This is a genomic window from Flavobacterium sp. XN-5 (genome assembly GCF_008033395.2).
In the GTDB taxonomy this organism is placed as follows: domain Bacteria; phylum Bacteroidota; class Bacteroidia; order Flavobacteriales; family Flavobacteriaceae; genus Flavobacterium; species Flavobacterium hiemivividum.
The window spans coordinates 90,639-116,038 of sequence record NZ_VOGZ02000003.1; the positions used below are offsets into that span (position 1 = coordinate 90,639).

21 protein-coding genes are annotated in these 25,400 nt (G+C 36.6%); 20 read left to right on the forward strand and 1 reads right to left on the reverse strand.

Annotated elements, in window-relative coordinates:
- The 12 genes from FQU23_RS07630 to FQU23_RS07680 all read left to right on the forward strand — a co-directional run bounded on the left by FQU23_RS07630 (position 1) and on the right by FQU23_RS07680 (position 13,793).
- Positions 1 to 2,475 (forward strand): polysaccharide biosynthesis tyrosine autokinase, encoded by a 2,475-nt coding sequence (locus FQU23_RS07630; protein ID WP_147673341.1) that lies wholly within the window; start codon positions 1 to 3, stop codon positions 2,473 to 2,475.
- A gap of 25 nt (positions 2,476 to 2,500) precedes the next feature.
- Positions 2,501 to 3,484: an SDR family oxidoreductase gene (locus tag FQU23_RS07635; protein ID WP_147673342.1), complete on the forward strand. Its 984-nt coding sequence runs from the start codon at positions 2,501 to 2,503 to the stop codon at positions 3,482 to 3,484.
- Positions 3,485 to 3,606: 122 nt separating this feature from the next.
- On the forward strand, positions 3,607 to 3,996 hold the full coding sequence (locus FQU23_RS07640) for a four helix bundle protein (protein WP_245181080.1): 390 nt from the start codon (positions 3,607 to 3,609) through the stop codon (positions 3,994 to 3,996).
- 185 nt (positions 3,997 to 4,181) lie between these two features.
- Positions 4,182 to 5,573, forward strand: a complete 1,392-nt coding sequence (locus FQU23_RS07645) for a UDP-glucose 6-dehydrogenase (RefSeq protein ID WP_147673503.1) — start codon at positions 4,182 to 4,184, stop codon at positions 5,571 to 5,573.
- Positions 5,574 to 5,937: 364 nt separating this feature from the next.
- Positions 5,938 to 6,402: a UpxY family transcription antiterminator gene (locus tag FQU23_RS07650; protein WP_147673504.1), complete on the forward strand. Its 465-nt coding sequence runs from the start codon at positions 5,938 to 5,940 to the stop codon at positions 6,400 to 6,402.
- Between the two features lie 1,349 nt (positions 6,403 to 7,751).
- On the forward strand, positions 7,752 to 9,035 hold the full coding sequence (locus FQU23_RS07655) for a nucleotide sugar dehydrogenase (RefSeq protein ID WP_147673343.1): 1,284 nt from the start codon (positions 7,752 to 7,754) through the stop codon (positions 9,033 to 9,035).
- Positions 9,036 to 9,177: 142 nt separating this feature from the next.
- On the forward strand, positions 9,178 to 9,612 hold the full coding sequence (locus tag FQU23_RS07660) for an adenylyltransferase/cytidyltransferase family protein (protein WP_147673344.1): 435 nt from the start codon (positions 9,178 to 9,180) through the stop codon (positions 9,610 to 9,612).
- A gap of 224 nt (positions 9,613 to 9,836) precedes the next feature.
- On the forward strand, positions 9,837 to 10,082 hold the full coding sequence (locus FQU23_RS07665) for a four helix bundle protein (protein ID WP_262887276.1): 246 nt from the start codon (positions 9,837 to 9,839) through the stop codon (positions 10,080 to 10,082).
- A complete protein-coding gene (locus tag FQU23_RS16300; protein ID WP_262887278.1) occupies positions 10,048 to 10,185 on the forward strand; it encodes a four helix bundle protein in 138 nt (45 codons plus the stop codon). Before FQU23_RS07665 ends, FQU23_RS16300 begins: the two co-directional genes overlap by 35 nt.
- Before the next feature lie 242 nt (positions 10,186 to 10,427).
- Positions 10,428 to 11,435, forward strand: coding sequence for a mannose-1-phosphate guanylyltransferase (locus tag FQU23_RS07670; protein ID WP_147673345.1), 1,008 nt, complete (start codon positions 10,428 to 10,430; stop codon positions 11,433 to 11,435).
- Between the two features lie 623 nt (positions 11,436 to 12,058).
- Positions 12,059 to 12,448: an endonuclease domain-containing protein gene (locus FQU23_RS07675; RefSeq protein ID WP_147673346.1), complete on the forward strand. Its 390-nt coding sequence runs from the start codon at positions 12,059 to 12,061 to the stop codon at positions 12,446 to 12,448.
- Between the two features lie 394 nt (positions 12,449 to 12,842).
- Positions 12,843 to 13,793 (forward strand): GDP-L-fucose synthase family protein, encoded by a 951-nt coding sequence (locus tag FQU23_RS07680; protein WP_147673347.1) that lies wholly within the window; start codon positions 12,843 to 12,845, stop codon positions 13,791 to 13,793.
- Between the two features lie 147 nt (positions 13,794 to 13,940).
- Here the strand turns inward: FQU23_RS07680 and FQU23_RS07685 are convergent, their stop codons facing one another.
- A complete protein-coding gene (locus FQU23_RS07685; protein WP_147673348.1) occupies positions 13,941 to 14,255 on the reverse strand; it encodes a GIY-YIG nuclease family protein in 315 nt (104 codons plus the stop codon).
- 1,673 nt (positions 14,256 to 15,928) lie between these two features.
- Between FQU23_RS07685 and gmd the strand changes: the two genes are divergently transcribed.
- The 8 genes from gmd (at position 15,929) to FQU23_RS07725 (ending at position 25,322) form a co-directional block, all read left to right on the forward strand.
- Positions 15,929 to 17,017: a GDP-mannose 4,6-dehydratase gene (gmd, locus tag FQU23_RS07690; protein ID WP_147673349.1), complete on the forward strand. Its 1,089-nt coding sequence runs from the start codon at positions 15,929 to 15,931 to the stop codon at positions 17,015 to 17,017.
- A gap of 239 nt (positions 17,018 to 17,256) precedes the next feature.
- A complete protein-coding gene (locus FQU23_RS07695; RefSeq protein WP_147673350.1) occupies positions 17,257 to 18,789 on the forward strand; it encodes a hypothetical protein in 1,533 nt (510 codons plus the stop codon).
- Positions 18,790 to 19,803, forward strand: a complete 1,014-nt coding sequence (locus FQU23_RS07700) for a hypothetical protein (protein WP_209282329.1) — start codon at positions 18,790 to 18,792, stop codon at positions 19,801 to 19,803.
- Positions 19,800 to 20,765 carry a hypothetical protein gene (locus FQU23_RS07705; RefSeq protein WP_147673351.1) on the forward strand — a complete coding sequence of 322 codons (966 nt, stop codon included), beginning with the start codon at positions 19,800 to 19,802 and terminating at the stop codon, positions 20,763 to 20,765. Before FQU23_RS07700 ends, FQU23_RS07705 begins: the two co-directional genes overlap by 4 nt.
- A 38-nt stretch (positions 20,766 to 20,803) precedes the next feature.
- Entirely contained in the window at positions 20,804 to 21,973 is a 1,170-nt protein-coding gene (locus FQU23_RS07710; RefSeq protein WP_147673352.1) for a glycosyltransferase family 4 protein, read from the forward strand.
- A 12-nt stretch (positions 21,974 to 21,985) separates the two neighbouring features.
- Positions 21,986 to 23,092 (forward strand): glycosyltransferase, encoded by a 1,107-nt coding sequence (locus FQU23_RS07715; RefSeq protein WP_147673353.1) that lies wholly within the window; start codon positions 21,986 to 21,988, stop codon positions 23,090 to 23,092.
- 120 nt (positions 23,093 to 23,212) lie between these two features.
- Complete coding sequence (locus tag FQU23_RS07720; RefSeq protein ID WP_147673354.1) at positions 23,213 to 24,430, forward strand: hypothetical protein; 1,218 nt, start codon at positions 23,213 to 23,215, stop codon at positions 24,428 to 24,430.
- A 49-nt stretch (positions 24,431 to 24,479) separates the two neighbouring features.
- Positions 24,480 to 25,322 (forward strand): glycosyltransferase family 2 protein, encoded by an 843-nt coding sequence (locus FQU23_RS07725; RefSeq protein ID WP_209282330.1) that lies wholly within the window; start codon positions 24,480 to 24,482, stop codon positions 25,320 to 25,322.
- Positions 25,323 to 25,400: the final 78 nt, after the last annotated feature.

The following is a 25,400-nucleotide window of genomic DNA, read 5'->3' on the forward strand; positions in this document are numbered from 1 at the left end:
ATGTTAGATATAAAAGATTTTTCGATTTTTGAAAACGAGCTTAGTTTTGACTTTAAAGGGTTTTTGATAAAAATCGGAAGTTACTGGAAATGGTTTTTAGTAAGCTTAATTGTCACTTTCACTATTGCCTATCAGGTGAATATTCGAAAAGGAAAACAATATAGCATGGAGACACTTATTTCTGTAAAAGAAGAAAGTAATCCTTTGTTTACTTCTAATACCAGTCTTGTTTTTAACTGGGGCGGTACATCTGATCAGGTTCAAACCATTTCGACCAAAATAAAGTCCAGATCACATAATGAATTAGTGGTTGATAAACTACAGTATTATATCAATTACTTAGTTCAGGGAGAATATGCGCTCGAGGACGCTTATGGCGCAGTTCCTTTTTATGTCGAAATCGATAAAACAAAAGGGCAGCTGGCAGGAAGTCTAATCGGGATTACCTTTTTGAGTGAAAGCGAGTATGAAATTAGAATCCCATTTGAAAGTCAAAATGCCTCATTAATTAGATATTCAGATAATTCATATAGCAACACCGCCGTTGCTACAGGGGATTTTGTCAAGAGATATAAAGTGGGAGAACGCGTGTCTTTGCCGTTTCTGAATTGGAAATTACAAATAAATGACAACCCAGGCTTTTATAAAGGCAATGAGTATTTCGTTTCTTTTAGTGATTTTGATAGTACGGTTGCGGCTTATAAGGGAATAGACGTGCGTTCAGATGATAAAGGCGGTTCCATAATTACACTTGGGATGCAAGGCGGGAATAAGGCACGAATGGTAGAATACCTGAATTCGACCGTAAAAATGTTGATAAAAAGACAACTCGACAGTAAGAACCAGTTTGCTACAAATACAATCGCTTTTATTGACAGTACCTTAATTGCGATGGAGTCGCAGTTGAAAGAAACCGGAAATGAACTAAAATCATTTAGACAGGGCAAAAATATCTACGATATTGAAGATGGCGGAGCGAAGTTTTCTGATAAAATGCTCGAATTTGATGTCAAAAGAGATGAAGTAACCCGTAAAATATCCTACTATAATAGCTTAAAGTCGTATCTAAAGAATAGCGTTGATTACTCAAAACTTCCTGCTCCCTCAGTCGCGGGTATTGACGATCCAAATGTGGTGACGAATGTTTCTAAATTGATTTCACTTTCAGGCCAACGATCCGAAATGGCTTATGCTGTAAAAAGTGATAAGATATTTAAAGATTTTGACAACCAGATGGCGGCGATTAAGAACGTATTGCTAGAAAATATTGCATCGGCTAAAGCTTCGTTACAATATGATCTGGCATTGATTAATAATAAAATTGGTCAAACCGAGAGTACCATTAGAACACTTCCAGATGACCAACAGGAATTGATAAAAATAAAAAGAAAGTATGATTTAAGCGATAATATTTACAATACTTTTCTTCAAAAAAGAAGCGAGGCTGATATTGTGAAAGCGGCAAATTTATCAGATATTCATTTTATTGATCCAGCAAAAGATGTAGGTGGCGGCCAAATTGGTCCACGCACCTCCGCTAATTATGTTTTAGCACTTTTTCTTGGAATTCTGTTCCCCTTGTTGTTTGTGTTTTTTATTTTCTTTATTAACAATTCCATTCAAAATACAGACGATATAGGAAAACTGACAAGTATTCCATTGATTGGAGTGGTGGGTTTAAATAAAGAAACTTCAGATTTGGCGGTGTATGATAGACCTAAATCTGCATTGTCTGAGTCTTTTAGAGCGATTCGCTCTTCGCTTCAGTATTTGTATAAAAAACAAAATGTAGATGGTGGTAAGACATTGATGATCACATCATCAGTCAGTGGAGAAGGAAAGACATTCTGTTCTATAAATATCGCTACTGTTTTTGCTTTAAGCGAAAAAAAGACTGTTATTATAGGTTGTGATTTAAGAAAACCGAAATTATTTGAGGAGTTTAATTTGTCTAATGAGGTTGGAATCGTAAACTATTTAATCAAGCAAAAAACTGTAGACGATATTATCAATCACACTCAGATTCCTTATCTTGATGTGATTCTTTCAGGACCTGTTCCTCCTAATCCTTCAGAATTGATTATGAGTGATAGTTTCGGAGAGTTGATTGAGGAATTAAAGAAAACCTATGATTATATCATTTTAGATACTCCGCCAGTGGGATTGGTTTCTGACGCTTTAGAATTATCCCAATATTCGGATGTTACGCTCTATATTGTAAGGCAAAATTTTTCTAAAAAAGAAATGATCACTTTATTGAACAATAGGGTGAAGCGTGGGGAATTAGACAATGCCAGTATTATTTTTAATGGTTTTGAAAACAAGGCTAAATATGGTGCGGGTTATGGTTACGGTTATGGCTACGGTTACGGCTATGGCTATGGTGCTTACTCCAATGGATACAACGAAGAAGATAAGCCAAGAAATTTATTTGAAGTAATTCGAAGAAAATTGAGGGTAAAACGAAAAAAATAAAAGCAGGATTTTAAAATTAATATAAATGAAAGAGGGAATAAAAAGTAGGATATTGATTACCGGTGGAGCTGGGTTTATCGGTTCTAATCTTTGCGAGTATTTTTTATCGAAAGGGCATCGCGTAGTCTGTTTAGATAATTTTGCTACGGGACACAGACATAATTTGAAAGACTGTATAGATAATCCAAATTTTCAGTTGATTGAAGGTGATATTCGGAATGCTGTTGATTGCCAGCATGCAGTAATAGGAATTGATTATGTGATGCATCAGGCAGCTTTGGGTTCTGTGCCGCGATCTATTAATGATCCGGTTACTACCAATGATGTCAATGTATCTGGTTTTTTGAATATGCTGGTAGCAGCTACAGATGCTAAAGTGAAACGATTTATTTATGCAGCTAGCTCGTCTACTTATGGAGACTCTGTTGGATTGCCAAAATTCGAGGATGTCATAGGAAAACCGCTTTCTCCTTATGCAATAACAAAATATGTAAACGAACTCTATGCTGATATTTTTAGTAAAACATATGGTTTGGAAACAATAGGATTGCGTTATTTTAATGTTTTCGGTCGGAAGCAGGATCCTAATGGTGCGTATGCCGCAGTAATCCCCAAGTTTGTGATGCAATTAATGAATCATGAAACGATTACTATCAATGGAGACGGAAATCATTCCCGTGATTTTACTTATATTGAGAATGTCATTCAGATGAATGAATTGGCGATGACCACGGAAAATTCAGTTGCTGTGAATACGGTGTATAATACAGCCTATGGAGATAGAAATACATTAAATGATTTGGTGAATTATTTGAAAGAATATTTATCGGAATATGATCCTGAAATAGCAGATGTGGAAGTGTCGCATGGTCCTAACAGAGCGGGAGATATTCCGCATTCTTTGGCTAGTATCGCTAAAGCAAAAGAGTTGTTGGGTTATAATCCGCGGTATTCTTTGCAGGAAGGTTTGAAAGAAGCGGTGGAGTGGTATTGGGGGAACTTGAGGTAGTTTTCTGTTGTGAGTTATCTGTTATCCGTTATGGGTTATGTGTTGTCTGTTATAGGGTATCCGTTATTAGATTTGAGTTATCCGATTGAGAATTGATTGCAAGAGAGAATGAGGCACAAAAAATGAAAACCGAAAATATGAAAAGCTATAAAGATTTAGATGTTTACAATTTAGCGTTGTCTTTGTTTTACAGAGCACATAGACTTTCTTTAACTTTGCCAAAATATGAATTATACGAACTAGGGAGCCAAATCAGGAGGTCTTCTGATTCTGTTGCAACTAATATTGTTGAAGGTTATGGAAGAAAACGATATAAGATGGATTTTATCAAGTTTTTAACCTATTCACACGCGAGTAATTTAGAAACAATTTGCCATCTGGAAAAATTAATAATACTTTATCCATACTTATCAGTGGATCTGATTTTGCTTCAAAAAGAGTATGATATCTTGGGGGCAAAATTATTTTCATTTTTAGGTTATGTTGAAAATAATTGGAATAAATTTGAATAAAGAGTTGTCTGTTAGGGGTTATGTGTTGTCTGTTATGGGTTTTCCGTTATCCGTTATTAGATTTGAGTTATCCGATTGAGAATTGACTCCAACAGAGAAAGATCCACGAAGTGGCGACAACTGAAATCAGACAACCGAAAACAGGCAACCGAAAACAGAAAATAGAAGAAATGAAAATAGAAGAAATGAAAATTACAAAAATTTGTTGCATTGGTGCTGGATATGTTGGTGGACCAACCATGGCAGTTATAGCACAAAAATGTCCGCATATTCAAGTTAAGGTAGTGGATTTGAACGCAGAGCGTATTGCGGCTTGGAATGATGAAGATTTAAATAATATCCCAATTTACGAACCGGGACTAGATGCAATTGTTGGTGAAGCAAGAGGAAGAAATTTATTCTTTTCGACTGAGGTTGAAAAAGCGATTGACGAGGCTCAGATCATTTTTATATCGGTGAATACGCCTACCAAAACCTATGGTAAAGGAAAAGGGATGGCAGCCGATTTAAAATACATCGAGTTATGCGCCAGACAAATTGCTAAAATAGCCAAGGATGATAAAATAGTGGTGGAGAAATCGACATTGCCGGTGCGAACTGCTGAAGCGATTAAGAGTATTCTGGACAATACTGGTAATGGGGTGCAATTTCAAATTTTATCTAATCCAGAGTTTCTGGCTGAAGGTACAGCTGTTTCAGATTTGTTGAATCCGGACCGAATTTTGATTGGTGGAGACACTACTGCGGAAGGTCAAGAGGCGATACAAACTCTTGTTGATGTGTATGCTAATTGGGTGCCAACAGATAAAATATTGACTACAAACGTATGGTCTTCAGAATTGTCGAAGTTAACTGCGAATGCATTTTTGGCACAAAGGATTTCGTCTATCAACGCCATGTCGGAACTTTGTGAGAAGACAGGTGCTGATGTGAATGAAGTAGCAAAAGCCATCGGAATGGATAGTCGAATAGGTCCAAAATTCCTTAAAGCCTCTGTTGGTTTTGGAGGTTCTTGCTTCCAAAAAGACATTTTGAATTTGGTTTACATTGCTAAATCCTACGGATTGAACGAAGTAGCTGATTATTGGGAGCAGGTGATTATCATGAATGATCATCAAAAACGACGCTTTTCGAGTAATATCGTTCAAACGCTTTATAATACCGTTTCCGATAAAAAAATTACGTTCTTAGGTTGGGCTTTCAAAAAAGACACAAACGATACTAGAGAGTCTGCTGCTATTTATGTAGCTGACGATCTGATTAATGAAAACGCGAAAATTGCGGTATACGATCCTAAAGTTTCCAGAAAGAAAATCTTAGCTGATTTGGATTATTTAGAATCTAGAAAAGCAGAGGATAATGCAAATGCAATTCTATCATTTGAAGATCCTTATGAAGCGAGCAAAGGGGCGCATGCGATAGCGGTACTTACGGAATGGGATGAGTTTGTGCAGTACGACTGGCAGCGTATTTATGATTCGATGCAAAAACCTGCTTTTGTCTTCGACGGAAGAAATATATTAAATCGTGCTGAGATGGAATCGATTGGGTTTGTGTATCAAGCGATTGGGTCTTAAGTCCTCACCCCAGCCCTCTCTGAAGTGGTGAGAAGTGAATTGTGAGAAGTGAATAGTGAGAAGTGAATTGTGAGAAGTGATCAGTGGTCAGTAATTTTGAGTTGTCGGTTATGAGTTATGAGACGGTGATCAGTAATCAGTAATCAGTGGTCAGTAATTTTGAATAGTGATCAGTGATCAGTGGTCAATTAAAAAGAGTTTAAAGGTTTCAGGGTTTAAGAGTTTCAGGGTTTAAAGGTTTAAGAGTTGCAGAGTTACAAAATTACAAAGCTTCAGAGTATATTGGAGCAAACATGTTTTTACTTTGAGAAGCGGCTTTAACTTCTGAAATGAAATAATAATTTATTACAATACAATATTGATGATGAACTGGTATGTAGTCTATACAAAACCGAAATGGGAGAAAAAAGTAGCGGAGCAACTGACAAAAATTGGGGTGGAATGTTATTGCCCTATGGTAACACAAGTGCGGCAATGGTCGGACCGAAAGAAGAAGGTAATCGTGCCGCTTTTTAATTCCTATATCTTCGTGCAGTTGCCAGAAGCAGAGAGGAGTTTGGTTTTTCAGTCGGCTGGGGCGGTGCGGTATTTATTTTGGTTAGGGAAAGCTGCTATTGTTCGTGATGAAGAGATTGCAACCATTAAACAATGGTTAGACAAGCCTGATGTTTATGATATTTCGATAGATACAATACAAGTTGGAGATAGAATCAATGTAGAGTCGGGGCCTTTTGCGGAGCAAGAAGCTATTGTTCAAGAAGTGAATAAAACGCATTATATATTGATGCTGGAGTCTTTAGGTTGTGTTTTGAAAATGAAGATTAAGTGATGGGAGGAGTGGTGAGAAGTGAGAAGTGAAGAGTGAGAAGTGAATAGTGATCAGTGAGTAGAGTAGAGTGGATGTGAAGTGTTCATATTTTGTCACTCGGCAGTTGGGGAAGTTGGCTATATTGATGTGTTTTGTGGGCACGGTTTGCAAACTGGCGTTATCGGGTGAGTAGTTTATTTGAAGGGAGTCTTTACTTTTTCCCTTGATGGAAAAAGTAACAAAAAGATCAAGCTTGAAAATTCAAAACTTAAAAACTACCTCAAAACTCTGTTCCGCAGCCCGAGCTGTTCGCCTTTCAGGCTCAACTCGCGGACTGCTGCCACGGCGTTTTTTCGTTGTTTTTGACGTTTTTAATTTAAGGGCGGGGGTAGGAGTGGTGAGAAGTGAAGAGTGAATAGTGATCAGTGAGTAGAGTTTAGCTGTTTAAAATCGAAAAGAGTTTAAATTTTAAAAGTTTAAGGTTTAAAGTTGGCGATGGGGAGTAGGAGTTTTCAGTTATGAGAGAATGTGAAATCTTCGTTTATCACAATCGGTCGTGAGTTGGTTATTTTGTTTTTTCATGAAGGATCTTTTCTTTTGCCTTGATGCAAAAGAAACAAAAGATCAAGCCTGAAAATTCAAAACTTAAAAACTATCTCAAAACTCTGTTCCGCAGCCCGAGCCGTTCGCCTTTCAGGCTCAACTCGCGGACTGCTGCCACGTCGTTTTATCGTTGTTTTTTGACGTTTTTAATTTAAGGGCGGGGGTAGGAGTGGTGAGAAGTGAATTGTGAGAAGTGAATAGTTAGGAGTGAGCGGTGATCAGTGGTCAGTGATTTTGAGAAGTGAATAGTGAATAGTTAGGAGTGAGCGGTGATCAGTGGTCAGTAATTTTGGGTTGTCAATTATGAGTTATGAGTGACTATGAAATTTTCGTTTTGTCCCCGCTTTTACTTTCATTGTCTGATTTCTTCGGTGGCGACTTATGGAAATGAGGATTCAACATTGTTTTAATGGTATAGTATTTCGAACGATCAACATAGAGGTTAAAAAACTATAATTTTCGTAATAAACAGACTTTTATTTCAAAATTTCATATCACCTAAATTGGTGATTTTTTTATATAATTATCAGAATAATTAGTTTGTTGTTATTTGACAGTCAGTACGTTATATACTTAATGTTTTTCGTTTGATACTATTTAGTCGTTTAGAAAGCGATTTGTAGTTTAAAGAACGATTTTAAGTACCTATATTTGCGAACTTAAATTAAATAGCTTTTCTCCCCTTTTCTTGTGGGTTGGAAATGCGAAGCGGTGCGATATACTTAAAAAAATCCCTCGTGAAATTAGAAGTAAATACTTTAAAATAAATGATTTCGAACATAAAAATAGCGGTTATAGGTTTGGGTTACGTTGGTTTGCCATTGGCACGATTGTTTGCCACAAAACATGCCGTAATTGGGTTTGATATCAATGAATCTAGAGTAGCCCAATTGAAAGCAGCGCATGATGCGACACTTGAAATTGATTCTGTGACCTTATCAAAAGTATTGGTCGATAAATCAAGTTTCACGGCTGGGTTATACTGCACGACAGTTTTAGAAGAAGTGACTGATTGTAATTATTATGTGGTTACTGTGCCAACGCCAGTCGACAAAAATAACCGTCCGGATCTGATCCCTTTGTATAAGGCATCTGAAACGGTAGGGAAAATATTGAAAAAAGGTGATATTGTGATTTACGAATCAACGGTCTATCCGGGGGTGACTGAAGAAGAATGTGTTCCTGTGTTGGAAACGGTTTCAGGTTTAAAGTTTAACGTAGATTTTTTTGTGGGCTATTCACCAGAAAGAATCAACCCCGGAGACAAGGAACATACTATAGATAAGATATTAAAAGTCACTTCGGGCTCTACAGCTGAAATTGGCCAAAAAGTAGATAAATTGTATCAATCAGTAATTACTGCGGGTACACATTTGGCACCTTCTATAAAGGTAGCTGAAGCCGCCAAAGTAATTGAAAACTCCCAACGGGACATCAATATTGCCTTCGTGAATGAGTTGGCTAAAATATTTCAATTATTAGATATTGATACCCAGTCTGTTTTGGAGGCTGCTGGCACCAAATGGAATTTTCTTCCTTTTAAACCAGGATTGGTTGGAGGTCATTGCATTGGTGTAGACCCTTACTATTTAGCTCAAAAAGCCCAAGAAATGGGATACCATCCTGAAATTATTTTGGCGGGAAGGCGATTGAATGATAGTATGGGTGAATATGTGGCTGCACAAATTGTGAAGTTGATGATTAAAAAGGGTATTTCAGTTAGTGGGGCAACGCTGCTTATGCTTGGAATTACTTTTAAGGAAAATTGTCCTGATGTACGAAACACCAAGATTGTGGATGTTATTACGGCCTTAACTGATTATGGAATTACCGTAACTACCTACGATCCATTAGCAAATCCAGAGGCGGTTCAAAGAGAATACAACTTAGTGACTACAACTACAGTTCCAAACGAAAAATTTGATGCAATAGTTCTGGCAGTAGCACATGCCGAATTTCTAGAATTGGACTTGTCGCAATTACAAAATACACCGAGTGTGTTGTATGATGTGAAAGGCGTTTTGGGAAGCAATGTAGACGGTAGACTGTAGAAGTCGTTTGTCGCTGACCGTTTTTCGTCCATCGATAATAGAAAAACGTTCACGTTTTTCCATCGAACATCGAACATCGAACATCGAACATCGAACATCGAACATCGAACATCGAACCAACGTCTTTATAAAAACATGAATTATGAAAATAGGAATAACCTTTAGCGCATTCGACCTGCTACATGCGGGACATGTGAAAATGCTGGAAGATGCCAAAAGACAATGTGACTATTTAATAGCCGCTTTGCAAACAGATCCTACACTTGATCGCCCAGAAAAGAACAGGCCTACACAAACCGTTGTGGAGCGTTATATCCAACTTAAAGGTTGTGTGCACGTTGATGAAATTGTGCCTTATGCAACGGAACAGGATTTAGAGGACATTTTGCGTTCATTTAAAATTGATGTACGAATCATAGGAGATGAATACAAGGACAAAGATTTCACCGGCCGCAGCTATTGTGAAGAAAAAGGAATAGAACTGCATTTCAACACCCGTGATCATCGCTTTTCAAGTAGTGGTCTTCGTAAGGAAGTTGCCGAGAAGGAAAATGACAAGAATATAGTTAAGGTATAGAGTTTTGTCGTTGATCGTTGATCGTCCATCGTCTAACGTTAACCGTTAACCGTTGATCGTCCATTGATAGGAGAAAAACGTTTCACGTTTTTCCAACGAACATCGAACATCGAACATCGAACATCGAACATCGAACATCGAACATCGAACATCGAACATCGAACATCGAACATCGAACATCGGACATCGGACATCGAATAACGAAAAACGAACAACGAAAGCATATGGAATCCAATTTAGAGGTATGGAAAACAGCGCATAAATTGACATTGGCCGTATATAAAATTACTCAGAACTTTCCGAAGTCAGAGCAATTTGGTCTTACAAGTCAAGTGAGAAGAAGTGTCGCTAGTGTACCTACTAATATTATTGAAGGCCAGGCCAGACAATATAAAAAAAGAATTCATTCAGTTCTTATATATTTCAAAAGGATCTTTGGAAGAAACAAATTATCATTTATTTTTATCTAAGGAACTGGGATACATAGCAGAGGATGATTATAAGATGTTGTCTGAATTATGCACAAGAATAAAAATGATGTTGTATAAACTGATTAAATCGTTGGCGGCATAGCCGTTGATCGTCGACCGTCCACCGTTGACCGTTTGTCGAAAATCGTCCACCGTTGACCGTTGACCGAATGGCGAAAAACGTTTCACGTTTTTCGATCGAACATCGAACATCGAACATCGAACATCGAACATCGAACATCGAACATCGAACATTGAACATCGAACATCGAACATCGAACATCGAACATCGAACAACGAATATCGAACAACGAACAACGAATATCGAACAACGAATATAAAAATATGAAAAATAAGCATTCCATTATACATGTAATCCTCACAGGAGGGGTAGGAAGCCGTTTGTGGCCGTTGTCACGCAAAAGTCAACCCAAACAATACCTTGACATTTTTGACGGGAAATCATTATTTGAGATGACCGTGGACCGCAACCGCAATATAGCTGATACGGTGATGGTGGTTGGGAATATTGACAATTGTCATTTGAGCCGAAAGGTATTAGAAAAAACGAATACGGAATATATCGATATCATTGAATCGACTCCAAGGAATACGGCTGCAGCCATTGCATTTGCTGCGTTTGCTGCTGGTCCAGACGATATTTTGATTGTCACTCCGTCTGATCATATTATTGATGATATGCAAGCTTATGAAACGGCAATCCAAGAAGCGGTGGAGAAAGCATCTCAGGGATATATTGTCACTTTTGGAATTGTACCAACCAAACCAGAGACGGGATATGGGTACATAGAGCGCAAAGGGGACGATGTCATTTCTTTTAGAGAAAAGCCCAACCAGGTTTCAGCAAGAGATTTTATTGCCAAAGGGAATTTTCTTTGGAATAGTGGAATGTTTTGCTTTAAAGCGGGAGTTTTGTTGGAAGAGTTGAAAGCCTTTCATCCTGAAGTGTATGAGAAATCAAAACTGGTTTGGGAAAGTAACATCAATGGAAATTTAGATTTGGCACTATCGCTGGACATTCCTTCGATCAGTATTGATTATGCGGTGATGGAACGAAGCAAAAAAATAAAAGTGGTATCCTCCCAATTTTCCTGGTCTGATTTGGGTTCATTCGAATCTGTATATGACTATTTGGTTACTATTGGACATACGGTGGATGAAAATGGGAACATGGTGATTGGTACTACTAATTATACGGCTTTTATAGGGGTTAAAGACACGATTTTTGTTTATACGCCTACTGCGAATTTGATTTTAAAAAAGGAATTTTCACAGGATGTTAAAAGTGTGTATAATGCACTTGAAAGAGATAACTCTGATTTATTGAATTAATTGTAGGTTCTTGGTTTTGCCCCTGCCCTAAAGGGAGCCCAAGAACTTTCATATCCAGAAGCATTTGTTTGCTTCTTCCAGAGCTTCGGGACTAAAGCGAAGACAACATTTAATATTTTAAAAATAATTTGTTTTTCCCCCGCCCTAAAGGGAGCCAAATTATTTGTAAAACAAGGTGTTGATAATGAAAATTACATTTGGGTTCTTGGTTTTTCCCCGCCCTAAAGGGAGACCAAGAACCTTCATGTCCAGAATCATCTGTTTTTCGAACTTTGTAGGGAGTGCAGTTGTTTGTAAAGCGAGAATATTTCTTTGTTTTCATAGTTTTTCATTTCACCCTTTAGGGAGGGGAAAAAAATGAAAAACGGCATGATAGAAAAATATCTCAAGAAATAATTTGTTTTTCCCCAACCCCAAAGGGAGCCAAATTATTTGTAAACGAGAATGTCTTGTGGATTTCAAAGTTTTTCATTTCACCCTGCAGTCCCTAAAGCCTTCGGGAGTGGGAAAAATGAAAAATGACGTATGACTAACTAAAATTTTATAGCCCCGAATTCTTGGGAGGAGAAAAATTGAAAAACTGTACGAAATACAAAAAGCTTAGTTGATATAAATCATGCAGTATGAAAAAGAGGGATTCGCAAGATGATGAAAGTATGTGGAAGGGAGCTCCCGCTAGCGGATTCTTGAAAGCGCAATCCTTTAGAGTAAATTCAACAGATGCTGAAGTTTATTTATGGGAAAGATTAAAATCAAATCAATTTCAAGGATTAAAATTCAGAAGGCAACATCCTATTGGTATTTATATTGTAGATTTTTATTGTCACCAACATCAATTAATAATAGAAATAGATGGAGGCTATCATAACAGTCTAGAACAAATTGAAAAGGATCAAGAACGAACTAATTTTTTAAGTTTTCAAGGATTAAAGGTTGTTCGTTTTACAAATGAGCAAGTACTAAGGGAAATAGGTGATGTTTTAGAAAAAATTGGAGAATGGTGTGAAAAATAATTTATTTTTCCCCTCTTGCAGATTCGAAGTTAAAGGAAAATAACGTTGAATATTTTAAAAATAATTTGTTTTCCCCTCCCGAATCGTCGGGACTAAAGGGAGCCAAATTATTTGTAAACGAGAATGTCTTGTGGATTTCAAAGTTTTTCATTTCACCCTTTAGGGAGGGGAAAAAAATGAAAAACGGCATGATAGAAAAATATCTCAAGAAATAATTTGTTTTTCCCCAACCCTAAAGGGAGCCAAATTATTTGTAAACGAGAATGTCTTGTGGATTTCAAAGTTTTTCATTTCACCCTACAGTCCCGAAAGCCTTCGGGAGTGGGAAAAATGAAAAATGACGTTTCAAATTGACATCTCGGTAAAAATAAAAGAGTAGTTAAAAAAATACAGCATGAATAAAGAAGCTAAAATATACGTTGCAGGGCATAACGGAATGGTGGGTAGCGCTATCTGGCGTACGCTGACTGCTAAAGGCTATACTAATTTGGTTGGGGCTTCGAGTAAGGAATTGGATCTGAGAAACCAACAGGCAGTTAAGGACTTTATGGCGGCCGAAAAACCGGAAGTGATTATTGACGCTGCCGCAAAAGTGGGAGGAATCTTGGCCAACAATGATTTTCCGTACCAGTTTATTATGGAAAATATGCAAATCCAAAATAATCTAATCGATACCGCATTACAATCCGGTGTGCAGAAGTTTATTTTTCTGGGAAGTTCTTGCATTTATCCTAAACTGGCGCCACAACCGTTAAAAGAAGAGTATTTGTTGACGGATAGTTTGGAACCGACGAATGAATGGTATGCTATTGCAAAAATAACAGGGGTAAAAGCCTGTCAAGCCATTAGGAATCAATTTAGTAAGGATTACGTAAGCTTGATGCCGACGAACTTATACGGTACTCACGATAATTTTGATTTAACTTCTTCTCATGTTTTACCAGCAATGATGCGAAAGTTTCATGAGGCAAAGGAGAATGGAAATACTCCAGTTACTCTTTGGGGTAGCGGAACACCAATGAGGGAGTTTTTGTTTGTAGATGATATGGCACAAGCCGTGGTATTTGCATTAGAAAACACGCTGCCGGATTATTTATACAATGTAGGAACCGGAGAAGATTTGACCATCAAACAGTTGGCTGAAACTATTCAGAAAATAACTGGACATCAAGGTGAAATCATTTGGGATAGCAGTAAACCCGATGGGACACCAAGGAAATTAATGGATATTTCTAAAATGCATGCCTTGGGATGGAAGCATCAAGTACAATTAGAAGAAGGAATTCAAAAAACATACGATTGGTTTTTAGAGAATATAGATCGGTTTAAGCAAGTGAAGATGTAGGTCGTTTGTCGCTGACTGCTCTATCCGTCATGGCGTACAGTTGATAGTTTCTCGTTCTATTTGTCATCTCGACGAAGGAGACTTGAGCGTTAGCGAACAGACGAAGTAGATCTCCAGCAATGATAGGAAACTGAAAACGCTACGCTGTTATTCAAATAAATTATTCAAAAAATTTAAATCGGGATTGATGGTTTTGATGAGATTTATTTTTTTTTCTCGCCGCCATCCTTTTATTTCTTTTTCACGAGCAATTGCTTCCTGTATCCAATTGAATTTTTCGAAATAAAGTAAAAAATGTACGTTGTATTTGGAAGCAAATGTTGAATTTCCAAAGGTGATATTGTCCTTATGCTGACTTAAACGAATTTTCAAATGATTGGTTACACCAATATATAAGACCGTTTTAGCTTTATTAGTGATTATATAAATGTAGTACGTATGATATCCCTCTTGAAATTGCATAAGACTAAAATACGATTTTATCAGCAATAAACACAAAATAGCTTGACAATTGGGACAGGGATTCCTCGTTCCTCGGAATGACAAGAGTGTGGGAATGACAAGAGGTTTTTCCGTTCTGTTTGTCATCTCGACGGAGGAGACTCGAGCGTTAGCGAACAGACGAAGTAGATCTCCGTAAAGTGAAGCTTAATTTACACTTACAAACGAAATAGAATAATTGGGACAGGGATTCCTCGTTCCTCGGAATGATAAGAGTGTGGGAATGATAAGAGTGTGGGAATGATAAGGGGGTGTGAAGATGGCGTGACAATTGGAATGGAGATTCCTCGTTCCTCGGAATGACAAGAGTGTGGGAATGACAAGAGTGTGGGAATGACAAGAGTGTGGGAATGACAATAGTGTGGGAATGACAAGAGTGCGTGAAGATGGCGTGACAATTGGAACGGAGATTCCTCGTTCCTCGGAATGACAGGAGTGAGGGAATGATAAGAGTGTGGGAATGACAAGAATGCGGGAATGACAAGAGTGGGGAATGATAAGAGGGTGTGAAGATGGCGATACAATTGGAACGGAGATTCCTCGTTTCTCGGAATGACAAGAGTGCGGGAATGACAAAAGTGTGGGAATGACAAGAGTGCGGGAATGATAAGAGGGTGTGAAGATGGCGAGACAATTGGAACGGAGATTCCTCGTTCCTCGGAATGACAAGATTGGGGGAATGACAAGAGTGCGGGAATGATAAGAGGGTGGGAATGACAAGAGGGTGTGAAGATGGCGATACAATTGGAACGGAGATTCCTCGTTCCTCGGAATGATAAGAGTGTGGGAATAATAAGAGTGTCGGAATGACAAGAGTGTGGGAATGACAAGATTGCGGGAATAATAAGAGGGTGTGAAGATGGCGTGACAATTGGAACAGGGATTCCTCGTTCCTCGTAATGACAAGAGTGTGGGAATGACAGGAGTGCGGGAATGATAATAGGGTGTGAAGATGGCGTGACAATTGGAACGGAGATTCCTCGTTCCTCGGAATGACAAGAGTGTGGGAATGACAAGAGTGCGGGAATGATAAGAGTGTGGGAATGACAAGAGTGCGGGAATGATAAGGGGGTGTGAAGATGGCGTGACAATTGGAATGGAGATTCCTCGTTCCTCGGAATGACAAGAGTGTGGGAATGACAAGAGTGTGGGAATGACAAGAGTGCGGGAATGACAGGAGGGTGTGAAGATGGCGTGACAATTGGAACGGAGATTCCTCGTTCCTCGGAATGACAAGAGGGTGTGAATGACAAGAGTGCGGGAATGACAAGAGTGGGGAATGATAAGAGGGTGTGAAGATGGCATGACAATTGGAATGGAGATTCCTCGTTCCTCGGAATGACAAGAGTGTGGGAATGACAATAGTGTAGGAATGATAAGAGTGTGGGAATGATAAGAGGGTGTGAAGATGGCGTGACAATTGGAATGGAGATTCCTCGTTCCTCGGAATGACAGGAGTGCGGGAATGACAAGAGTGCGGGAGTGATAAGAGGGTGTGAAGATGGCGTGACAATTGGGACAGGGATTCCTCGTTCCTCGGAATGACAAGGGTGTGGGAATGACAAGAGTGTGGGAATGACAATAGGGCGAATACGGGTGCCACAAAAAATAAAGGAATAACAAGCAATAATATCATGGATAACAATACACAAAAAGTAGCATTAGTAACAGGAATTACAGGTCAAGACGGATCGTATTTAGCAGAATTATTATTAGAAAAAGGGTATATGGTACATGGGGTAAAACGCCGTGCTTCTTCTTTTAATACGCAACGTATCGATCATATCTATCAAGATCAACATGAAGTGCATGTTAATTTTAAACTGCATTATGGTGATTTGACTGATTCTACTAATATTATACGAATTATTCAGGAAGTTCAGCCTGATGAAATCTATAATTTAGGTGCGATGTCTCATGTAAAAGTGTCTTTTGATTCTCCAGAATATGTTGCTAATGTAGATGGACTAGGAACCTTAAGGATTCTTGAGGCTGTTAGAATATTAGGATTAGGAAATAAAACGAGAGTATATCAGGCTTCTACTTCTGAATTGTATGGAGGATTGGCAGAAAATAAAAATGCAGCAGGTTTTTATGACGAAAGCTCTCCTTTCTACCCGCGTTCTCCTTATGGAGCGGCTAAGATTTATGGTTTTTGGATTACTAAAAACTACCGTGAGGCCTATAATATGTTTGCTTGTAATGGAATTCTTTTTAATCATGAATCTCCAAGACGTGGTGAGACTTTTGTAACGCGTAAAATTACGATGGCAGTAGCTGCTATTGCTAAAGGAAAGCAAGATTGTTTGTACTTAGGAAATTTGAATTCTCAAAGAGATTGGGGGCATGCTAAGGATTATGTAGAGGCGATGTGGAGAATCTTGCAACAAGATGCGCCAGAAGATTATGTAATTGCAACAGGGGTGACTACCTATATTAGAGATTTCGTGATCATGGCTTTTGCTGAGGTAGGTATTACATTAACTTTTGAAGGCGAACAAGAAAATGAAACGGCTACCGTTGCTGCTTGTGCTAATCCTTTATATCAGATAGCGATAGGTACAGTTGTACTTAGAGTTGATCCAGAATATTACCGTCCTACTGAAGTTGATTTGTTGATTGGAGATCCTACGAAGTCAAAAACACAATTGGGATGGAAACCGCAGTACGACTTAGCGGCTATGGTTAAGGAGATGGTGGCGAGTGATTTGAAATTGTATTAGTTTTAAAGCAGTTTTTGATAAATAGCGGATATACTGCTATTAATTGTTTTTGAGTAGTACGATAATAATTGGTTAGAAAAAGATTAACTGGTTTAAAAAAGCTACTAATTTAGAAAAGAATTAGCTGGTGTGGAAAAAGTTTAATTGTTTAAGCAACACAAAAACAATTAACCACTTAACCAGTTCAGCGAATCAACTTTGCAACAAACAATCAACCGCAAAAAGAACAAAAAAATTCTATGCAAGCAGCTCATCGAGTAGCCAAGAATACGGGAATATTATATGTCCGCATGGCGATTACAGTTTTTATATCGCTTTATTCTACACGGCTAATTCTTGCTGCGCTTGGCGTGTCTGATTTTGGGTTGTTCAATGTAGTTGGCGGGGTGATAGCCATGCTGGGGTTTTTAAACAGTTCCATGGCGGCGGCTACCCAACGATTTATGTCGTTTGCACAAGGCGCTGGTGATCTAGAAAAGGTAAAACGAATTTTTAACATGAGTACACTTTTGCACGCTGTTATAGCGCTGCTGATGGTTCTAGTTTTAGAAATTGCGGGCTATTTTTTTTTAAATGGAATATTAAATATTGCTGCTGAAAGAGTAGAGGTTGCAAAAATTATCTTCCATTTTATGGTGGCAAGTACTTTTTTTACCGTCTTATCTGTTCCTTATGAAGCGGTGATAACCTCGCACGAGAATATGTTGTTGTATGCTATTTTGGGAATTGTCGAGGCGATATTAAAATTAGGTATTGCCTTATATATTACTTACAGTGCTTACGACCATTTAGTAGCTTATGGCTTTTTGATGGCCGCACTCTCCATTTTTTTATTGGTATTGCGCCGAATCTATTGCCACCGCTATTATGCCGAATGTGTCTTGCAGTTCCGCCGTTATTACGACAAACCTTTATTAAAAGAAATTAGGAATTTTGCAGGCTGGTCCTTATTGGGTGCTGCTAGTAGTATGATTGCGGGTTATGGACAAGCTATCGTATTAAATATTTTTTTTGGCACAAAAATTAATGCAGCTCAAGGAATTGCTGGGCAGATCAGTGGACAGTTAGGCGTATTTGCTTTAACGCTATCCAAAGCGCTAAATCCGTTAATAGATAAAAGTGAGGGGTCTGGTGATAGAAATAAAATGATTAAGGCAACTTTAACAGGGAGTAAAATATCGTTTTTTTTGCTCAGTTTCTTGTATATACCCTTTTTAATTGAAATGCCAAAATTATTAAATTTATGGCTAGTAAATGTACCTGAATTTGCGATACTATTTTGCAGGTTGCTATTAGTAAGGAATTTAATAGAACAATTTTATATTCCTTTGAATAGTGCAATTACAGCAGTAGGTAATATTAAAAGTTATCAAAAATACAATGCTTTTTTAAATTTGCTTCCCATTGTTGTTGCTTATATTTTATTTAGTTTAGAATTCCCTCCTTTCAGTATTTATATCATATTTATAGCGTTCTCTCTCGTTCAATTCATAAATGTTTTACACCATTCTAAAATAAATTTTAATTTGTCTTATTCACTATTTTTTAATCAAATCGTATTAAAATGTGGCAGCGCATTTATTCTGTCGTTACTAATTGGAGCTATGCCACTACTGTTTCTTGAAGATACTATTATAAGGCTGTTTATTGTAATTAGTTTAGGAACGCTTGCCTATTTAATATTAATTTGGAAAGTAGGATTGTCAATAGATGAACAAAAAATGGTTATAAGTTTAAAAGATTTAATTGTCACTAAAATTAGAAACGTATAGATGCCAAAATATAATATAATGATTTTAGTAGGTAAATTTAAAAGAAGTTATAGAGCTAAATTAGTATCTTATTTTAGAAGTAAATCCTATTACCCAAAACTGTATAAGAGTTATTGGCATTATCGTTTTAACAAAAATGTTATTTCGTCAAGTTCATTTAATTATTACACTGCCATCCCTAATCCAGGTGCAGGAATAGGACATCAAATGGCAAATTGGATTGCAGGATATTGGTTTGCCCAACAATTTGGATTACAATTTGCGCATATTCCTTTTTTAAGTAGTAAATGGGACTTTTTTTTAGGGTTTGGACAGGAGGAAAAAAAAACAGCCAATTTATTACGTGATGGTTATAAAAAAGTGCGACTTCCTTTATTTGATGAATTCAATAATGCACAAGTACTTTTGCAAAAAGATATAATTGCATCCTATTGCAACAAAAAAGTAGTTTTTGTAGCCGAACAAGATCAAGGGTATAAAGATCAATATGGCGTTATAGAATCCATTCAAGAGAAATTTCATAATGCTGCCGCACGGAAAAAAGACGCTGTAATTTTCGAATCGAATAATTTAAATATAGCTATACACGTTCGTAGAGGTGATATAGTAATCGGTCAAGAGAATCAAAATGCCAACTTACTGATGCGTTGGCAAGCAAACGATTATTTTGTAAAAGTATTGGAGAATGTTCTTAATGGCCTTGAAACAAATAAACCCATAGCTATTTATCTTTTTTCACAAGGAGTAGAAAGCGATTTTATAGAGTTCTCACAATTTAAGAACTTGCACTTTTGTTTAGATATGAATGCACAAGATTCTTTTCTACATATGGTTTTTGCAGATTTATTAATTAGCAGTAAAAGTTCATTTTCCTATAAGCCATCACTCTTAAATAGGGGTGTTAAAGTATGTCCCGAGGATTTTTGGCACGGGTATCCTGATGCGGATGATTGGGTAATGGTTAATAATGACGGGGTATTTAAAAAAAGCAACACTATAAGGGAATTAAAATGAACAAATATCAAATTCTTGCTTTAAAAAGTATACGTAGAGTTTATCAAATCGTATTTAATGGCGAAAAAGAAGCGAAACCAAAATGTATTCAAGATGCAGATGTTGCCTCCAAAATTATTTATGATGCTTTAATGTCTCACGAGCCTTGCATGATTGCTCGTTTTGGTAGTACTGAACTTACTTGTTTAAGTAACTCTATTGGAGTACACAAAGAAAAAAAGCAGTATGTGAATTATATTTTAGGAAAAAGTAATCCTTGGTGGTGGGAGCAAAATATAATTAAGCAAATGCAGCAATGGTCTGGTTTTTTTCCTGCAAGAGAAGATAAAATCGAGCAATTCTGCGAATTAATGATTCAAGATATTTCTCATGTGGATGTATTGGCTTCTTGGTTACCTAATGAAAAACTATTTAGTAAGGAATTATCAAACAGTTCTAAGATTGAATTTGAACTATTGAACCCTTATTTTTCCAAAATACCATGGACAAAAGCGTTGGAAGGTAAAAAAGTATTGGTGGTGCACCCATTTAGCAATACTATAGAACAGCAATATAAAAAACGAGAATTATTATTTAAAGATAACTTATTGCCTGAATTTGAGTTATTGACTATTAAGGCAGTCCAGAGTATTGCCGGTAATACAACAGAATATAATGATTGGTTTGAAGCATTGGATCATATGAAAACTGAAATGGACAATCATGATTATGATATTTGTCTGATTGGTTGCGGTGCGTATGGATTTCCATTGGCAGCACATGCAAAACGAATGGGTAAAAAATCAATTCAAATGGGAGGTAGTCTGCAATTGCTTTTTGGTATAAGAGGCAAACGATGGGAAGATTCAAATTACAACCCAATCTACAACTATGCTAAGTTAATGAATGAACATTGGGTAAAACCTGGAGATGAAGATAAACCAGCTGGCGCAGCTACTGTTGAAGGCGCTTGTTATTGGTAATGTGTTAAAATAGGATTAAATTTAATATAGTCGTAGTTATGCATATAGGAATTGCTGGACCTATTCACATACCGTCCTTAAAAATACAATATGATGGAGATCGCTCTAATTGGCCAATAGGTATGGGTGGTGTTCCTGTTAATCATTTGATTAATGCATTGTTAGAGCTTGGGCATCAGATTTCTGTTTTTTCATCATCGCCGGAAATAGCCATAGGAGATTCTTTTGAGTGGCATGAAGAAAATCTATCCATTTATATGGGGCCACATAGAGCAAGGCCGAGGTATGTTTGCAAAGATTTTTTTGCCGTTGAAAGTAATTATATAAAAAAGGCAATTTTAAAAGCTAAGCCAGATCTCGTACATGCGCATTGGCAATATGAATGGGCATTGGGTGCTTTAAAAAGTGGAGTAAGTACATTGGTAACTTGTCATGACTCACCTGTGCATGTTTTAGAAGCACAACCTGATTTATATCGTTTGTATCGTTTAATAATGTCCTTTTTAGTGATTAGGAAGGCCAATAATCTAACTACTGTTTCGGATTACTGTAGTAAAGGGCTACGCTATATTATCTCAAAAAAAATTTCAGTAATACCAAATTTTGAGCCAGATGAAATTTTTAATTATCACAAACCTTCCCGCTTTATAGGAAGTGAAATTTCAATCGCCATGATTAACAATGGATTTACGAATCGAAAAAATGTGCCTGTGGGTATTTTAGCATTTGAGCAATTTCGAATACTTTATCCCAACGCAGTGTTGCATTTGTATGGGCAATCTTTCGGAAAGGGAGAAGAAGCTGATACATGGTGTAAAGGTAGATTAAATACGGAAAACATCATATTTCATGGTGCAATCCCTTTTAATCAATTGATGAAAGATCTTGCAGAAATGGATGTGTTTTTACATACTTCGAGAGAGGAGTCTTTTGGGATGGTTTTAGTGGAAGCAATGGCAATGGGCATACCAGTCATAGCAGGAATGAATTCTGGAGGACCTGAATGGATTCTAAAAGATGGAGGCGGTTTACTGGTTGATATTAATTCAGTAGAGGATGTAAAGGAAGCTCTAGTAAAACTGATGTCGCCTCAAGTTTATTCCAATTGCTCGAAAGTTGCAAGAATGGTGGCTGTAAATAGATTTAGCGAAAAAATCGTGGTAAATCAATATTTGGAGGCGTATAAATTATTGTTAAAATCAGAATAGTAAAAATATTTTATGAAAATAATTCATATCCTTCACAGTTTAAAATTTTCCGGAGCTGAAATAATGTACGTTGATGCCGCCCCTTTTTTTCAGGAAAAAGGTTGTGAATTGACGGTAATGGCAACAGCAACAGAATTAGGGCAGTATGCACCGTTTTTTGAGCGTGCAGGATATAAGGTAATGCACCATCCAATGCCTCCTTTAAAAAGGTACATACAACGGATCAGGTACTATAATGTCATAATAAAACTTTTAAAAAAAGAACAATTTGACGTGGTACACATACATAGTTCCGCGGCCAGATGGGGTTTTGCTTTTTGTGCTTGGCTGGCTAATATCAAATCGGTTTATACTTTTCACGCAGTATTTCCTACTCGAGTACTAACCTATCCATATCATTGTTTAATTCGGTGGTCAGCAAAAATAATTTTTAAATGTAGGTTTCAAGCTATTAGTGATTCAGTTTATGATCACGAATTAAAATTGTACCATAATAAAACAACCAAGGTATATAATTGGTATGGGCATACCCGATTTTTTCCGGCAGCGGAAGGCGAGAAATTTGCTGTAAGAAAGGAATTAGGAATCAGCGAAAAAACTTTAGTTTTAATTTCAGTAGGCGGATGCAATGATAACAAACGCCATACCGATATTATAAAAGCCTTATCTCTAATTTTAGAAAAAATACCAGATTGTCTGTATTTACATTTAGGTAAGGGCTGCACTGAAGCAGATGAAATTCAATTAGCAAAGGATTTAGGTGTGAATGATAAAGTGCGATTTTGTGGCAATCAAGAAGAAGTACGGAAGTACCTTATAGCATCAGATATTTACCTAATGACTAGTTGTTTTGAAGGGATTTCCATTACAACTATCGAAGCTATGGCTTGTAAAACACCTGCGATTTTATACGATGTGCCCGGTTTGCGTGATTTCAATAAATCAGGAAAAAACAGTGTTTTAATTGCAGAGGATTATCGGTTGTTAGCTGATACGGTTGTAGAATTAATAGCCGATAAAAAAGAGATGACTGAGATGTCTAAAAGTGCTCAGGATTTAGTAAATCAACTGTTCAATATACAAAATAATGCGGAGGAAATTTATGAATTGTATTTATAAAAAGATTGATTATTGTTATAAATTCACCTATTAACTGAGACTATCCTAAGAAGACTATAGTTCGTAATTATATAATTGCATCTTGTTTCTTTAATGTTGATTTGTAATATCTAAAAAAAAATGAAATATCTTTTATTTATTGGAATACTAACTTATATGTTTTTGAGTACTTCAGTTGCTGCTAAAATTGGTATAAAGGAAGTAGGTACTTATTCCTCATTGATAATTGTTTTTTTATTTGCAGTAAAGTTTTTAGGAGACAGTAAGCATAAATTGTTTGCGAAATTCAAAGAAGAGTTTCATATTATATTAGCTGGTTTCTTTCTCCTTTTCATTAAAATATTTTTGGGGCAGTCAGATCAATTTAATCATATTGTTTTTTTTTTAATAGTGCCAATGAGTCTGTCGATTTTATTGGGAGTGCAAAACATATCTAATAAGAGAGTAATAAGAAAACTAATTCTATTTTTTTTTATTGCAGAATGTTTTTTGGCTATATATGAGCGCTGGTCATTAACAAATTTATTCCCATTTGTTGATGAAATAGACGAGAGCGCTATTGTAGATTGGAGTTTTAGAAGTAGCGGATTTCTCGGGCACCCTTTAGCAAATGCCTTGTGTATTTCAACGATAATGGGATTTGTTTTAACTTCTCAAATGAGTATCTTCTATAAGTTATTCTATTTGATTCTTGGGTTTGTTTCCTTACTGTGTTTTAATGCAAGGGCTGCAATATTAATATGGATTTTATTAGGGACAATCTATCTACTGAATCTTATTAAAGATAGAAAAACAAAAAAGACTGTTTCATTGTTACTAGTTATTTTTCTAGTTACGATGACCTATTTTATTTATTCAGCTATGTTCAATTATGGATTAGGCGGACGAATTGCGGAAGGGAATATAATGGATGGAAGTGCAAACACCAGGTTAGAAGTTTTTGATGCGTTTAATTATATTAATAGTTCTGATTTATTGTTTGGTAATTCTCTCAATTATATTCCTATTATGAATAAATTAGGTGCCGGTGGTGTTGAGAATTCTTATATTGTTCTTATTATATATTATGGGATTTTTATCTTTACATTATTAGCCTTGCTTTATTACTCTTTAGTCAAACGTTTTCTAAAAGACTACTCTTTATATTTTAAATTTATAATCTTGAGTTCTTTCCTATTAGTAGGCTCAACAAACAATGGATTAGTGAGTGCGATGCCATGGGGGTTTCTAATTTTATGTTTTTATACTTTTCCATCAATGAAAAAAAGAAATAAAAGGAACAAATTTAATACTATTGACAAAGTAATTATTAAAAAGGAAAATTATATGTCAAGGTAAGTATCCTCTTTAATCAAATAAAATTAATAAAATCCATTTTAAATTAACAATGATCCCCATACCCAAAATCGCCGTTCTGCTCACCTGTCACAACCGCAAGGAAAAAACCCTGCAATGCCTAGATGCCTTATATGCGCAGCAAGGTCTCGATGCAGATTTCAATATCGAAGTTTTCTTAGTAGACGATGGATCTACTGATGGTACAGCGGAAGCTATTGCTAGTCAATTCCCTAAAGTGACTATTATTGCTGGTGATGGTAATCTATATTGGAACCGCGGAATGCATTTAGCGTGGCAAACTGCTGCAGCCACTAATGATTTCGATTATTATTTATGGTTGAATGATGATACTTTTTTAGAGATGAATGCTCTTGAGGTGCTATTATCGAAGACACAGAGAAATTCAATAGTATGTGGAACAACAAAATCTTCTTTTGCTTCTAGAGTTACCTACGGGGGATATAGTAATAGTCAAAAAGGATTACTTGTCCCAAATGGAAAATTCCAAGAATGTGATTATTTTAATGGTAATTGTGTTTTAGTATCCAAAGCAGCATATGATATTGTAGGAAATTTAGATCCTGTTTTTCATCATGCGTTAGGTGATTTTGATTATAGTCTGCGAGCAAAAAAGCTTGGGGTGACTCTTTACATTGGCCCTGATTTTATAGGTGCCTGTGAAAGTCATACAGAGTTACCAAAGTGGAGATCACCTGAGGTGAATGTACTGAAAAGAATAAAGAGTTTATATACGGCAACTAATGGTTGTTATCCGCCACATTTTTTTGTTTTTGACAAAAGACATAATGGATTGCTTGTTGCTAGCTTTCATTTTTTAACCATTAATTTAAGAGCATTAATGCCTTTTTTGTGGACAATTAAATCGAAATAAGAAGAATTTTTTTTATTTTAAATCGTAAATGTAACATAAAAAAAATAGTCATTATGTTCAATTTTCAATATTGATAAT